This window comes from Larkinella ripae (assembly GCF_054780775.1).
The window spans coordinates 430,454-445,090 of the sequence record NZ_BAAGVR010000028.1 but is presented as its reverse complement, the minus strand read 5'-3'; the positions used below and the strand labels follow the sequence as shown (position 1 = coordinate 445,090).

The window sequence follows — 14,637 nt, the reverse complement described above, 5'->3', positions numbered from 1 at the left end:
GGATTTTGGGCAATACCTTAAATCACCACGTTCACGATCCGTTTCGGCACCACGACCACTTTCTTCGGCGTTTTTCCTTCCAGCCACTTCTGCACCACCTCATTCGCCAGAATTTCGTTTTCAATCTCTTTCGGGGCCGCATCCGCCGGGAACGCCAGCGTCGTGCGGACTTTACCGTTAATCTGCACCGGGTATTCGATGGTATCTTCCACCAGATAGGCCGCGTTGAAAACCGGAAATTCGGCGTAGCTCAGCGTACCGGCTTCGTTGCCCAAGGCCGCCCAGAGTTCTTCCGTGATGTGGGGCGCAAACGGCGCCAGAATGACGACCAAATCCTGCAAAACCGCCTTTTTGTTGCATTTCAGGCCCGACAGTTCGTTGACGCAGACCATGAATGCACTCACCGAGGTGTTGAACGACAGGTTTTCGATGTCTTCCGCCACTTTCCGGATGGTTTTGTGCAGCACTTTCAACTCGGCGGGCGTCGGTTTTTCGTCGGTCACCAGCCAGCGGCCGGGGCGGTTTTCAGTCGGTTCTTCGTAGAACAGACGCCAGAATTTCTTTAAAAACCGGTACACCCCATCGATGCCGTTGGTATTCCACGGTTTGGCGTCGGTGAGCGGCCCCAGGAACATTTCGTACAAGCGCAGGGTATCGGCACCGTACCGTTCCACAATCGTATCAGGATTGACGACGTTGAATTTCGATTTCGACATTTTCTCGATCTCAACCCCGCAGAGGTACCTGCCGTGCGACGGGCCGCCGTCTTCCAGGACGAATTCCGCATTTTCGGCATAGTCCGGGCGCGTTTTCCGGAACGTTTCCACGTCCAGCGCGTCGTTTTCGACAATGTTTACGTCAACGTGCAAAGGCGTTACGTCGTACTGATTTTTCAGTCCGTTCGACACAAAAACCGGCGTTTTCCCCTCGCCCACCGAATCTTTCACCCGGTACACAAAATTCGACCGGCCCAGAATCATGCCCTGATTGACCAGTTTCTTAAACGGCTCTTCCTCCGGCACAAAGCCCCGGTCTTTCATGAACTTGTTCCAGAACCGGCTGTAGAGCAGGTGCCCTGTCGCGTGTTCCGAACCACCGACGTACAAATCCACACTGCGCCAGTAGTCGATGGCGGCTTTATCGGCAAACGTCTGCCCGTTCTGCGGGTCCATGTAACGGTACCAGTACCAGCTTGAACCCGCCCAGCCGGGCATCGTACTCAGCTCATACTCATAGTGTTCCTGGTATTTCCAGTCCTCGGCGCGCGCCAGGGGCGGCTCACCGGTTTCGGTCGGGAGGTATTTGTCAACGGCGGGCAACTCCAGCGGCAGTTCGGATTCCTCCAGCAAGTACGGCATCCCGTCTTTGAAATAAACCGGCACAGGTTCGCCCCAGTACCGCTGGCGACTGAAAACCGCGTCGCGCATCCGGTAATTGATTTTGGCTTTGCCGATGCCGTGTTCTTCCAGAAACTGGACCAAAACCGGCAAAGCTTCCTGGTAAGTCAGTCCGTTGACCATTCCGGAGTTGATGTAACGGCCTTCTTTGGTGTTATCGGCCTGTTTGTCAATTTCTTTCTGGGCGTCCAGAATCGAAATGATCGGCAAGTCGAAGTGTTTGGCAAACGCCCAGTCGCGCTGGTCACCCGACGGAACAGCCATCACGGCCCCGGTTCCGTAGCCCGCCAGCACGTAATCCGCCAGAAAAATCGGCACGCGCGCGCCATCGAACGGATTGATGCAGTAGCTGCCCGTAAACACCCCCGATACGGTTTTGGCATCGGCCATCCGGTCGCGCTCGGAGCGCATTTTGGCCGCCGTTACGTACGCATCCACGGCGGGTTTCTGCTCCAGCGTGGTCAGTTCAGCCACCAGCTCGTGCTCCGGCGCCAGCACCATGAACGACACGCCAAAAATGGTATCCAGCCGCGTGGTGAAAACCTTAATGCGTTCGACCCGGTGTTCGATCTGAAAACTCACCTCCGCTCCCGTCGATTTCCCGATCCAGTTGCGCTGCTGTTCCTTCAGTGACTCCGACCAATCGACGGAATCCAGCCCCGTCAGCAACCGGTCGGCGTAGGCCGTGATGCGCATCATCCACTGCCGCATCAATTTCTGCTCGACCGGAAAACCGCCCCGCTCCGACACGCCGTCCTTTACTTCGTCGTTGGCCAAAACCGTTCCCAAAGCCGCGCACCAGTTCACCACCGCGTCGGCTACGTAGGTCAGGCGGTATTTCAGGGTGATTTCGTACTGCTCGCGTTCCGGTTTGGCCTTCCAGTCGTCGGCGGTGAAGCTCGTGACATCCTCGTCGGCCACGGCCTGAACTCCGCCCGTGCCGTTGGCTTCGAATTTGGCGATCAATGTTTCGATGGGTTCGGCCCGGTCGGTTTTTTTGTTGTACCAACTGCGGAACAACTCCCCGAAAATCCACTGCGTCCACTTGTAAAAGGTGGGGTCGGAGGTGCGAACTTCGCGGTCCCAGTCGTAGCTGAAACCCATATTTTTTAATTGCTCGATGTAGCGGGCAATGTTCTGTTCGGTCGTTAGGGCCGGGTGCTGGCCGGTCTGGATGGCATACTGCTCGGCGGGCAGCCCGAACGAGTCGAAACCCATCGGGTGCAGCACGTTGAAGCCTTTCAGCCGTTTGTAGCGGGTAACAATATCGGAAGCGATGTAGCCCAGCGGGTGTCCGACGTGCAACCCGGCCCCCGACGGATACGGAAACATGTCGAGGATGTAGAATTTCGGTTTGGCAGCGTCGTTCGTGGTGCGATAGGTATGGTTCTTTTCCCAGAACGCCCGCCAGCTTTCTTCAATCTTCTTGTGGTTGTATTCGGACATAAAAGAATATGCGTTTTGTAGAAAGTTGTATCGCCGGGTTAAGCCGAGAAGAGCATAGTTAAACAGAGGCTCCACTTAACTCTTTTCAACTCCGCTTACGCTGCGATATAACTCTTTCTCTTCACTGCAAAAGTAGAGATTTTCTTACGGATTCGCCTGCGTATTTCGCTGAAGCCGGTTGAGGGTGTAACAAACCAGCCGGTTTTGCAGGTTCTGCTGGGTGGTGGAGCGAAGTTTACCGAGTTCGAGTTCGTAGATGTAGCCGGCTTTCAGTTCGGCCAGTTTCAGGGTGACGGTTTTACCATCGGGCGAGAGTTCAGCGTTCGTCACGGCCACGGGTTGCAGATCGAATTGCTTGGAACCGTAGGCTTCGTGGTATTCGTAATAATAGCGTTTGAACTGAAAATTAGCGACTTGCTTCGCGGTTGCCGCGTCGAGGGGCCGGGTAAACGTCAGGGCAAAACCGGTCGGCGTCAGTTTCATGTCGGCCAGTTCGAGCGGAACTTTTCCTTTCCAGCGGACGTGCTGAATGCCCTCATCGCCCGCCCAGCCGTGATCGGTCTGACCGAGCCACAGGCTGCCGTCGGGCGCAAACGCCAGCCGGTTGTTGCCTTTGCGCAAGCCCGCACCGGCCAGAAACGGCGCGCAGGCCCCCTGAATCTGTCCGTCAACGGTTTCGAGCATGAGCCGGATCAGGTACGGGTGGTCCATTTCGCCGATCAGCATTTTTCCGGCAAACGGCCCGAATTTCCCACCGGTTTCGTCGAGCACCGGTTGTGTGGGCGAGTTGGCAATCCGGCTGTGCGGAAACGCCACGCTCTCGACCGTCCGCAGACTATCGAGCACTTTCACCGGCAACTTGATGGGCGTGATGTGCGGAAAACCGTCTTTCCACAACAGGCTCGCCGGGTGACCGTAGTGTTTGCCCTCCTGCACCTGATACAGCTTGCTCGTGCCGAGCCAGTCGCCCTGGTTATCAGCCGCGTACAGATTTCCGCTGGCATCAAAACCAATGCTGTTGGGGGAGCGAAAACCGCTGGCAAACGGGTGCAGCTTGCCGTCGGGGGTCAGCTTCATGATCCAGCCGCGGTACGGCACGGCGGAATACATCCGGCCGGGTCGGCCCAGGGTGTCGAGTTTGCCGCGCACTTCCGGAAAAATTCCGGCCCCGTTCGACGCGCAATTCAGGGCAATGTAGAGGTTCCCTTTCTTGTCTTTTACGGGGCCAAACGCAAACTCGTGGTAGTTGCCCGACAGGCCAAAATCATCCGTTACGGTTTCGTATAAATCGGCCACACCGTCGCCGTTGGTGTCTTTCACGCGGGTCAGTTCGGGCCGCTGCATTACCAGAATTTCGCTGTTGCTGACGGCCATGATGCCCAGCGGATCGTGAATCCCCTCGGCAAACAGTTTCCAGGCTTTCGTTTTGGGATTATAGATCATAATCTCGCCCCGGTGAAAACCGGCTACAATCCGGCCGTCGGGCATCACGGCCAGCCCGTCGGTTTCGGCCGTCAGGCCTTTGGGCATCTGTATGGTCTCAACCTCGTAATAATCCGTGATCGTGTCGGCGGGAAACAGCGGTTTTGCCCAGCCAGTCAGATGCAGTAAACTCACGACGGCAAACGCCGTCAGACCGGTTTTCAGGCGATTCAGGCTCTTGATTTTATCTTTCATTATTCGGCAATCATCGTAATCGTAAAACTCCTGGTTCCCACCGGCAAACGCACCATGCCGTCCTGAATTTTGCCCACCGATGGCCGGTATTTCACGCCATCGCCGGATTTGCAGACGAAATACACCGGTCCGGAAATGGTGCCGAGCGTAAATTGTCGGACCAATCCGCGACCCGTCGGCAACGGTTTGATCATTTCCCGCACTTCAATGCCATTGACCAGATACCGAAACTCCGGGTAGCGGTTAATCAGCCGGTAGCCTTTGAATTTGACATCGGGCAGGTGACTGGCCGTGCCGAGCCGAATCGGAAAACCGCCCTGATCGCGGAAATAAACGTCACCGATGACGTGTGTCGGTTTCTTGCCGTTGCCGTCCCAATGATCGCTCTGGTCGATAAAACCGCCCGTCCAGGCATACCGCAGCCGACACGCCCCCGCATCCCAGCAATAGGCCTGCCTGGACGTCAGACCCACCGCAATCGACGCGGGGCCGGAATCGGGCATGAACGTTCGGTAAATTGCCGGATACTTGAGGTCGTAGGGATGATCGGCCTTGTGGTGACCGTGACCCGTCATGTCGTCCTTGCGGTTGGCGGCCACGTTCGGGTCTTTGTCCAGCGCCGGAACGCTGGCCGGGCGTTTGGTGACGTAAATGACGCCGTACATCACAAAACCGTGTCCGGGGTACGTACAGACGTACGAATAAACCCCCTGTTCATCGAGCACAAAACTGATCTTTTCGGATTTGCCGGGTTCAACCACCGGCGTATGGGCCACCACGTCCGGGGTTCGGGGTACGTAATTGAGCTTCACGGCCTGATCGCCCAGCGCCAGCGACGTATTGACCACCCGTAAGCGGGAATTGGGCAGCGTCACCACCAGATTATGCGCCATGTCGTCGTAATTGTCCAGCGTCAGGTTGATCCGGGTGCCGGGACGCACCACAAAGCGGGGTACATCGAACTTCAAGCCCTCAACGGCCCGGATGGTCAGGGTGGTATCCTGCGCAAAGGACGCCGGAGTTACCAGGCCCCAAAAGGCCATGAGCAAGCCAGCGACTACTAATTTTTTCATGCGGATTTCGTATTTCCAAAAAAGCAAAATAACGGTTTTTTCTACTAGTTCGGCACAGTTATTGAAAATCAATCCGTTGGTCAGGTTATGCAATTTTTTTAGTTTTTTGGTCGTTATACTAATAGTTTTTAAGTGTAACTACACGAATTCTCTGTCCTGGCGCTACGTAAATTTATTAAGCTTTCTTACTCTGAATTCATGCGCTTAGCGTATTTATCAACGTTGGCTTTTCACGCCGTAGCTTTTTCTTTTCTCATTGGTTGTCAGTCTGATCAGGACATTGGCCCTGCGGGTGATTGCCTGGTGAAATCCTCCGTCAACAACGGTCAGGTTATTGCCAATTCCTACCTTGTCACCTACAAACCGGCCGACGATCTGCCGGTGATTCCCAACGCCCGGGTGGCTTCGGCGGTGCAGCAGCTCCTGAGCCGCCACGGCCTGAACGACCGGAGCGCGCAGGTGTTGTTCTCGGGTGAAAAAACCGGTTTTCTGGCCCACGTCAGCGCCACCGAAGCCGAGCAGTTGAAAGCCGATCCCAGCGTCGAACTGGTGGAACCCGACCGGATTATTTCGCTGTGCAATTGCGTCGATGTGGCCGTCACCTCGACGCTGACCTGGAATGTGAAGCAAACCAGCTACGGGCGGGGTGATTTGAATACCGACAAAACCGCCTGGATTCTGGATACCGGCCTTGACCTCGACCACCCCGACCTGAACGTTGATGCCAACCGCAGCAAATCGTTCATAACCGGCAAAACCGTTGACGACGAAAATGGCCACGGCACCCACATCGCGGGCATCATCGGTGCCATCAATAATACGATTGGCGTAACCGGCGTTGCGTCGGGCGCCACCCTGGTGGGCCTGCGGGTGCTCGACGATGAAGGCGAAGGTAAATTATCGACGCTGGTGCAGGCGGTTTCGCACGTTTACCAGAACGGGAAAGCCGGGGATGTGGTCAACATCAGCATTGGTGGCGAAGGCACGTCGACGACGCTCGAACGGGCGATTACCCAGGCTGCCAACAAAGGGATTCTGTTTGCCATTGCCGCCGGAAACGAGGGCGAGTCGGCCGAGAAATACGCCCCGGCCAACATCAACCACGCCAACGTCTTTACGGTTTCGGCCATGGATCAATCCGGCAAGTTTGCGTCGTTTTCCAATTACGGCCCAACGGTGGATGTCTGCGCCTACGGAGTGCGCATTACGTCCACCTATCTGAATGGCCGCTACGCCACTTTGTCCGGCACGTCGATGGCGTCTCCACACGTTGCCGGTTTACTGCTGATTCGCGGGCGGGACATTCCGACCAATGGTTTTGTTACCAACGACCCGGACGGTAAACCCGACCCCATTGCCGGCGAATAGCCGTTAAAAATCCGTTCGGCGTAACCCGGGAACAAAAAGCGGTGGCATCCGGGCGTTCGTCGTGTCCCCAACACCGACCCGGTTTTATTAGCCTCATCCAGCGACTCCAGCCCGGGCTGGCCGAACCCGCCGACGGCTGGTTAAACCGTACATTAAAACCGGATGGATTCGAACAGAAAAGCCGGTCGAAAGCCCGGTTTTTCTGTTGTAATACGAGTATGTTTGCGGCATGAAAATTCTCTCGCTGACCGAATTGACGCAGGAACAATACCTGGCGGCCCAGGCCCTCGAAGTGATCTGCAAATCGGAAGACGGTTTAAACGGGACCATCCACTGGGACAAGTCCATGAATTATTTCCAGTCGATGCCGAACTGGTTTCTGTTGTACCAGGACGGGGTACTGATCTGCCTTTTGTCGGCTTTTGCGCCCACCATCAGCCAGGTCGAGTTTGGGGGGTATACGCTACCGAAAGCCCGGCGCAAAGGGTGTTTTTCGGCCCTGCTCGACGTGGCCGCCGAAGCGGCCCGGTCGTATGATTACCAGCATATGCTGCTCATCACCGAACGAGCTTCCGAAGCTGGTCAGGCGTTTGTGCGCCACCTGGGCGCGACCTACTCCAATACCGAGTATCAACTAACCTGGCAAACCGCCCCCCTGACCATCCCGGCTGCGGCCCAACCCATCCAGCTCCTTGAAGCTACGCTGGCCGAGCTGGAACCGCTGACCGAATTAAGCCAGGCCATTTTCGGTGGTACCGTCGAAGAAGCCCGCCAGATTCTCCAAACCACCATTAACACGCCCCATTTGACCCAGTATGCCGTCCTGATCGACGGCCAGGCCATTGGCATGGTCGCCGTGAATTTTGAACAAACCAACGCCTGGATTATTGGATTGGGCGTGAGCCCGGCTTACCAGGGTAAAGGCATTGGGAAAGGTATTCTGCTTCAAACACTGGCATCGCTCCAAAAAGATTCGCGGGCCAAAAGCATCATGATTGAGGTCGATTCCACCAACGAAGCGGCCCTGCATCTGTACCAAAAAGCCGGTTTTGCGATTCAGATGGGCCAGGATTATTTCCGGCAGACGCTTTGATGCACAGGGGTAATCAGAGGGCATCAGAGGTTTTCAGAGCATCTCTGATTAATTCTGGGCAGCAACCTCATTACAAATTCACGTCTTTCCCTTCTTCCAGCTTCTGAATCATCGCCATGACGTTGTTTTTATTGAGCTCGTTCGGAGCTTGCGGCAGCGCGGCTTTCAGGTAGGGCAACGCTTTTTTGAATTCGCCCAACGCCGACAAACTTCGTCCCATGCCGACGTTGGTCGTAAACAGATTCGGGTTCTTATCGTAATTGATTTTGAATACTTCGTACGCTTGTTTGTTCCGTTTTTGCTGGAGCAAGGTGCGGGCATACTGGTGTAACTCGTTTACATTGCCCATCGGAACCGCTTCTTTCATGACCGCATCGGCCTCACCCGGTTTACTGAGCGCCACCAGCACAACGGCTTTGGTGCTGAGCGTCTGAAAATTTTTCTGACCGATAAACGGCAGACTGACGGCCTGGTCGGCCCAGACCAGCGCCTGATCCAGATCGGTTTTGTGCTGAACGCAGTAGGTAGCCGCCTGAACGAACGACTGCCACGTAAAGCCCTGGGCGTTCCGCAATTCATTTTTAAAGGACGCAACCTGAATTTGGGTTACGTCGGCTTCCACCTTAAAGGGAATCTTCCGTTTTTCCCACAACAGGGCCACGGTCGCCGACTGGTCGGTTTGGTCGAGAAACTCGTACTTCAGCCATTCCACGCTCTGGTCGAGTGGTTGATTTTTAACCGTTACCCGCAGGGCGTCTTCCGAGGGTTCGTAGAAAAAGCTGCCCCAGGAAGTCCAGTTCCGGGAAAAAATAACCGTCGTCTCGGTTTCGCCCAGCAGCATGTGGACCCCGTAACTTCCGGCGGCCAGATCTTTCCCTTCGACCTTTACCGGTTTTGAAAAGGAAATTACGGTATTTTCATTGGCACCGGCCCGCCAGGGCGCCCCTTTGCTGCTGCCAAACCCCAGATCGACCAGCCCGTAATGCGCCACCGGAGTGCCCCAGACTTTGCCTTCCCGTCCTTTCACGCCGGGGCGGCTGTAGTCGATGGTAATTTTTGCAAGACCGATCTGTTCGGAAACCGACGCTTTTTTGTTGCCGCCCTCCGGCGTGGCCGTCAATTGCTGAGCAGAAATAAGGGTGGAATAAAGCAGAAATGCGAAAAAGAGGAAAGGAGTTGGAACGTTCATACAGTTGTCGATCAAGTGTCCGACAAAATAAAAAACCGTATGGCAGTCCCGATTCCCGCAATTTGGGGGATTTGGCGGAGTCAAACTGGTTATTTCGCGGAGTTACGCGGAGGGAAAGGAGTTTAGCGGAGTCATTTAAATTTTCTCTGTTCAACTCTTACCCCTCTGCGTAACTCCGCGCAATAACTCTTCAAGGTTTATTCCGAAACTTCCCGCTCCACCAGGCGCTCGGCCATCGGGAGCAGCGTTTCTTCCAGCGGAAGGCGCTTTTTGGATTCGACCATGAACGTAGCCGGATTGGGCAGGTACGGCCGTTGGCGGATTAATTCCCGCTTCAGGGTTTCGTAGGTCACGCCAATTCCTTTCCGGACCGAGTCGATGTAGCGCGTCCGGATCGGTTGGGTGGGCGTCGTTTGAAAACTCAGGCCCGGCAGCGCCAGTTTGGCCCAGGTGAGGTTAAAATAATAGATATGCGTTTGCGAATGCGAGGACCAGTGCAGAAACAGATAGCCTTCGTCCCGGCGCAGGGGTACCATCCCGATGGGCGTCAGCGTCAGGTTGGCGGCCAGTTCGTCGGCCATTTGCTGACCATTCGTCAGGGTCTGGTTAAACCGGGGCAGGGCGAAATTGATAATTGAGTCAATCTCCGTCAGGTAATTTCCGTCCGCCTGCCGGGGCTGGTACCGCACCGTAAGACTTTCAGGATCAATTCCGGTGGCGTCCTTGGGAAATGAGGCAGAAAGCGTACCTTTGCGGTTCCGAAATCGAAGCCCGGTCTCGTAATGCTCGCGTAATTCCGTCAGGTCCGGATACAGTTTTTTGTCAGAGAAATGTTGCTGAACGTGTTTCAGATATGCCAGAACGACAAATTTTTTATATTCTAAATCGATCAATCCCTGCGTCAACCACTCTTTCTGAAGTTTTTTCATAGGTACTCAGGAAGAAAAAAAAGTCAGACTTGTCGATAAGGAAGTTAAGAAAAAAAAGCGTTCTGCCAAATTGAATTTGGCGTTTTATTTCTCAAACCATACACGCTATCCTCTAACCGGCTGATTACCAAACTGACACTGAAAACCGGAAATTTTGTCAGTTTATGCACGAAAACCGCTTCTGGCACAATAAGTGACAAAAATCGACCGTCAGTTCGGCATTACCCGTCGAGCCTTTGTTCAGAATAACACAATTTAAAACCTTTTAAAACACAAGCCCCATTATGGAAGCAGTAACGGAAAGTAAAGTAAACGTAAGACCGTTGGCTGACCGGGTGCTGGTTGAACCAGCGCCTGCTGAAGAAAAAACCGCATTTGGTATCATCATCCCCGACACGGCGAAAGAAAAACCCCAGCGCGGAACGATCGTGGCTGTTGGTGCGGGCAAAAAAGACGAACCCCTGACTGTTCAGGTTGGCGACACGGTTTTGTATGGCAAATACGCCGGTACTGAAATTACCGTTGAAGGCAAAGAATACCTCATCATGCGTGAGTCTGACATTTTTGCCATCATCTAATCAATTAATGATGAATGATTAATGATAAACGATGAATTGATTTTTCCGGTCACTTCGTCTTTGCATGGTCATTCATAATTCATCATTCATAACTCATCATTTTAACTGCAATGTCTAAGAAAATATTCTTTGATACGGATGCCCGCGACAGAATCAAGAAGGGTGTCGATACGCTGGCGGATGCCGTGAAAGTAACGCTGGGCCCGAAAGGCCGGAACGTTATCCTGGATAAAAAATTCGGTTCACCGGCGATCACCAAAGATGGTGTGACGGTAGCCAAAGAAATTGAACTGAAAGACGCCATCGAAAACATGGGCGCTCAGTTGGTGAAAGAAGTGGCTTCCAAAACCGCTGATTCAGCCGGTGACGGAACAACGACGGCAACGGTTTTGGCCCAGGCGATCTACTCGATCGGGGTGAAAAACGTTGCCGCCGGTGCTAACCCGATGGACCTCAAACGCGGAATCGACAAAGCCGTAACGGCCGTGGTGAAAGACCTGCAATCGCAGTCGCGCGCCATCGAAACGTCGAAAGAAATCGCTCAGGTAGCGACCATCTCGGCCAACAGCGACGAAGAAATCGGTAACATGATTGCCGACGCAATGGAAAAAGTAGGTAAAGAAGGGGTGATCACGGTAGAAGAAGCGCGCGGAACGGAAACGGAAGTAAAAACCGTCGAAGGGATGCAGTTCGACCGCGGTTACCTGTCGCCGTACTTTGTAACCAACACCGAGAAAATGGAAGCCGAACTGGAGCGTCCGTTCATCCTGATCTCGGAGAAAAAAGTTTCGTCGATGAAAGAACTGCTGCCGGTGCTGGAGCAGGTGGCTCAGACGGGCCGTCCGCTGCTGATCATCGCAGAAGACGTTGACGGTGAAGCCCTGGCGACGCTGGTGGTGAACAAAATCCGGGGTGCGCTGAAAGTAGCCGCCGTGAAAGCACCGGGCTTCGGCGATCGCCGGAAAGCCATGCTGGAAGACATCGCCATCCTGACGGGTGGTCAGGTGATCAGCGAAGAGCGCGGATTTAAACTGGAAAACACCTCGATCGAATTCCTCGGTCAGGCCGAAAAAATCATCATCGACAAAGACAACACGACGATTGTCAACGGTGTTGGTGAAAAAGAAGACATCACGGGTCGGGTGAATCAGATCAAATCGCAGATCGAAAACACGACGTCGGATTACGATAAAGAAAAACTGCAGGAGCGTCTGGCCAAATTGTCAGGCGGTGTTGCCATTCTCTACATCGGTGCCGCTACCGAAGTAGAAATGAAAGAAAAGAAAGACCGCGTTGATGATGCCCTGCACGCAACCCGCGCTGCCGTTGAAGAAGGCATCGTGGCCGGTGGTGGCGTTGCCCTGATCCGGTCCATCAAATCCCTGGACAGCGTAAACACGCTGAACGAAGACGAAAAAACCGGGGTAGCCATCATCCGGGTTGCCCTGGAATCTCCGCTGCGGACCATCGTCATCAACGCCGGTGGCGAAGGCTCAGTGGTGGTGAACGCCGTAAAAGCCGGTGAAGGTGACTACGGTTACAACGCCCGCGAAGACAAATACGAAAACCTGATCGGTGTGGGTATCATCGACCCGACGAAAGTAACGCGTCTGGCGCTGGAAAACGCAGCTTCAATTGCCGGTCTGTTGCTGACGACGGAATGTGTGGTTGCCGACGAACCGGAAGAAGCACCCGCTGGTGGAGCCGGACATGGCCATCCCGGCGGCATGGGCGGCATGATGTAATCAGCCCTTGCCTCTAATTCTGAAAGCCCCCGGCCTTGTGGCCGGGGGCTTTTGTTTGGTTCCAATTGGGTAATTTCTTCTACATTGTGGCCCTAAACTGTGTCATTTATGGGTACAACTTTACGGCAAAAAAGCCTAAAATAGCCCTAAAACCGACTTTTTTGGCTTTGGCACGCATTTTTCTACTCTGATGGGTATACAAAAAGTATTCATTCACCAAAACAGGGAAACGTCATGGGAAATTTGCTTTATGTCATTGCGGTGATTTTGATCATCCTTTGGTTAGTCGGATTGTTAGGCTTTGGTAGTTTTGGTATGGGCAACATCATTCACGTTCTGCTGGTGATCGCCGTAATTGCCATTATTTTGCGATTGATCCGTGGAGACCGGGTAGTGTAGATTGACGCAATCGACCTTTTATACAGTAAAGCCCCCGGACTTTCCGGGGGCTTTTACATTTTGGGGCAATTTTCGACCCGCCGTTAAACCTTCGCGGGCCGGAAGGGTCCAAACCCCAGAATCAACAGCAAAGAATACGAACATGAAAAAAATAACGATATGGGTAGCCGCGCTGGGTTTATTTATCGGCGGCTGTACCACGCAACGGACCACCACCAACGATCGCTGGGATCGGCGCGATGATCGCTACGGCCAGTATGACAATCCGAACGTCCGGGAGATTCCGCTGGAGAACAAGCTGGAACGCTGGCAGGACGAACTGAACCTGAGCAACCGCCAGAAACGTCAGATCCGGGATATTCAGGATCGCTACGAACGCTGGGGTCTGACGCGGGCCGAACGCAACAACCGCCGGGAATACCGCGACCTGCTGCAACAGAAACGCAAAGATCTGCTCCCCGTGCTGACCTCCCGCCAGCGTGACCGGCTCAACCAGCTGGAGCGCAACCGGGGTTACAGCAACCGCAGAAGCTAGTGAATACAACGAAGGACACCCAACCGGTGTCCTTTTTCTTTTTTCGGGAATTGAATATCTTACCCCCGGATTCCTGTTCCTGAACCACCATGCCCACGTCCCGCTTCGTTCTGCTGGCATTGTCCGCCAGCTTCCTGCTCCTGCATTTCCCGGTTCTGGGGCAAACGATAAAACCGCCCAAACGCAAAACCGTTCTCTCGATCAAAGGCGATCAGTTTTTCATCAACGGAAAACCGACCTTTCCGGGTCGCAGCTGGAACGGCCACAAGATCGAAGGGTTGCTGCCCAACGCCCGAATGGTGCAGGGCATCTACGACGATCGCAACCGCGAAACCCGCGCCAAATGGGCGTATGCCGACACCCAAACCTGGGACCCCAACCGCAATACGGAGGAGTTCCTGGCGGCCATGCCGGTCTGGAAAGCGCACGGTTTGCTGGCGTTTACGCTCAATTTACAGGGTGGCAGTCCGGAAGGGTATTCGAAGGACCAGCCCTGGATCAATTCGATGTTCAACCCCGACGGAAGCTGGGACCCGTATTACTACAACCGGCTGAAAAAGATTCTGGACAAAGCCGACGAACTGGGCATGGTCGCGATTCTCGGCCTGTTTTACTTCGGGCAGGATCAGTATTTAAAAAATGAAGCCGCCGTTGTGCATGCCGTTGATAACATTGTTGAAACGCTGGCGGATCTGGGTTACCGGAACGTCCTGATTGAAATTAACAACGAATGCGACCTTAAATATGACCACGACATTCTGAAAGCCGAGCGCGTCCACGAACTCATTCAACGCGTGAAAGCAAAGAAAATCCGGGGGCACCGGTTTCTGGTCAGCACGAGCTACAGCGGTGGCAAAATTCCGGGCGAGAACGTGGTGCAGGAAGCCGATTACCTGATTCTCCACGGCAACGGCGTGAAAGATCCGGCCCGGATTGCCGAAATGGTGCAGCAAACCCGCGCTGTCACCGGTTACCGAAAAATGCCGATAGTGTTCAACGAAGACGACCATTTCAATTTCGACCAACCGGCCAACAACTTTCAGGCCGCCACCAGCACCTACGCATCCTGGGGCTTCTTCGACTACCGCATGAAAGGCGAAGGTTTCGACGATGGGTACCAATCGCCACCGATCAACTGGCAGATCAGCTCCCCGCGCAAAAAAGCGTTCTTCGATTACCTAAAGGTTATAACGGGCGGCTTACCCTGA

General features: G+C 54.2%; 12 protein-coding genes. 7 read left to right on the top strand and 5 right to left on the bottom strand.

Annotation, left to right across the window (positions count from 1 at the left end; genetic code table 11):
• Window positions 1–17 precede the first annotated feature (17 nt).
• The 3 genes from leuS to ACYVHX_RS23665 all read right to left on the bottom strand — a co-directional run bounded on the left by leuS (window position 18) and on the right by ACYVHX_RS23665 (window position 5,593).
• A complete protein-coding gene (gene leuS, locus ACYVHX_RS23675; RefSeq protein WP_460674175.1) occupies window positions 18–2,843 on the bottom strand; it encodes a leucine--tRNA ligase in 2,826 nt (941 codons plus the stop codon).
• 144 nt (window positions 2,844–2,987) lie between these two features.
• The gene (locus ACYVHX_RS23670; RefSeq protein ID WP_460674174.1) at window positions 2,988–4,520 is read right to left on the bottom strand and encodes a PQQ-dependent sugar dehydrogenase; all 1,533 of its coding nucleotides are present in this window, start codon (window positions 4,518–4,520) and stop codon (window positions 2,988–2,990) included.
• The gene (locus ACYVHX_RS23665; protein WP_460674173.1) at window positions 4,520–5,593 is read right to left on the bottom strand and encodes a plastocyanin/azurin family copper-binding protein; all 1,074 of its coding nucleotides are present in this window, start codon (window positions 5,591–5,593) and stop codon (window positions 4,520–4,522) included. Before ACYVHX_RS23665 ends, ACYVHX_RS23670 begins: the two co-directional genes overlap by 1 nt.
• A gap of 198 nt (window positions 5,594–5,791) precedes the next feature.
• Between ACYVHX_RS23665 and ACYVHX_RS23660 the strand changes: the two genes are divergently transcribed.
• Together ACYVHX_RS23660 and ACYVHX_RS23655 are read left to right on the top strand one after the other, a co-directional pair.
• Window positions 5,792–6,961 carry a S8 family serine peptidase gene (locus ACYVHX_RS23660; RefSeq protein ID WP_460674172.1) on the top strand — a complete coding sequence of 390 codons (1,170 nt, stop codon included), beginning with the start codon at window positions 5,792–5,794 and terminating at the stop codon, window positions 6,959–6,961.
• A 229-nt stretch (window positions 6,962–7,190) separates the two neighbouring features.
• On the top strand, window positions 7,191–8,054 hold the full coding sequence (locus tag ACYVHX_RS23655) for a GNAT family N-acetyltransferase (RefSeq protein ID WP_460674171.1): 864 nt from the start codon (window positions 7,191–7,193) through the stop codon (window positions 8,052–8,054).
• Window positions 8,055–8,124: 70 nt separating this feature from the next.
• Here the strand turns inward: ACYVHX_RS23655 and ACYVHX_RS23650 are convergent, their stop codons facing one another.
• A complete protein-coding gene (locus tag ACYVHX_RS23650; RefSeq protein ID WP_460674170.1) occupies window positions 8,125–9,243 on the bottom strand; it encodes a DUF2911 domain-containing protein in 1,119 nt (372 codons plus the stop codon).
• 197 nt (window positions 9,244–9,440) lie between these two features.
• Window positions 9,441–10,172 carry a hypothetical protein gene (locus ACYVHX_RS23645; protein WP_460674169.1) on the bottom strand — a complete coding sequence of 244 codons (732 nt, stop codon included), beginning with the start codon at window positions 10,170–10,172 and terminating at the stop codon, window positions 9,441–9,443.
• Between the two features lie 284 nt (window positions 10,173–10,456).
• Between ACYVHX_RS23645 and ACYVHX_RS23640 the strand changes: the two genes are divergently transcribed.
• The 5 genes from ACYVHX_RS23640 (at window position 10,457) to ACYVHX_RS23620 (ending at window position 14,637) form a co-directional block, all read left to right on the top strand.
• Window positions 10,457–10,750 (top strand): co-chaperone GroES, encoded by a 294-nt coding sequence (locus ACYVHX_RS23640; protein WP_460636235.1) that lies wholly within the window; start codon window positions 10,457–10,459, stop codon window positions 10,748–10,750.
• A 110-nt stretch (window positions 10,751–10,860) separates the two neighbouring features.
• Window positions 10,861–12,495, top strand: a complete 1,635-nt coding sequence (groL, locus tag ACYVHX_RS23635) for a chaperonin GroEL (protein WP_460674168.1) — start codon at window positions 10,861–10,863, stop codon at window positions 12,493–12,495.
• 234 nt (window positions 12,496–12,729) lie between these two features.
• A complete protein-coding gene (locus ACYVHX_RS23630; RefSeq protein ID WP_460636233.1) occupies window positions 12,730–12,894 on the top strand; it encodes a lmo0937 family membrane protein in 165 nt (54 codons plus the stop codon).
• A 142-nt stretch (window positions 12,895–13,036) separates the two neighbouring features.
• A complete protein-coding gene (locus ACYVHX_RS23625; RefSeq protein WP_460674167.1) occupies window positions 13,037–13,429 on the top strand; it encodes a hypothetical protein in 393 nt (130 codons plus the stop codon).
• Window positions 13,430–13,518: 89 nt separating this feature from the next.
• Window positions 13,519–14,637 carry a hypothetical protein gene (locus ACYVHX_RS23620; protein WP_460674166.1) on the top strand — a complete coding sequence of 373 codons (1,119 nt, stop codon included), beginning with the start codon at window positions 13,519–13,521 and terminating at the stop codon, window positions 14,635–14,637.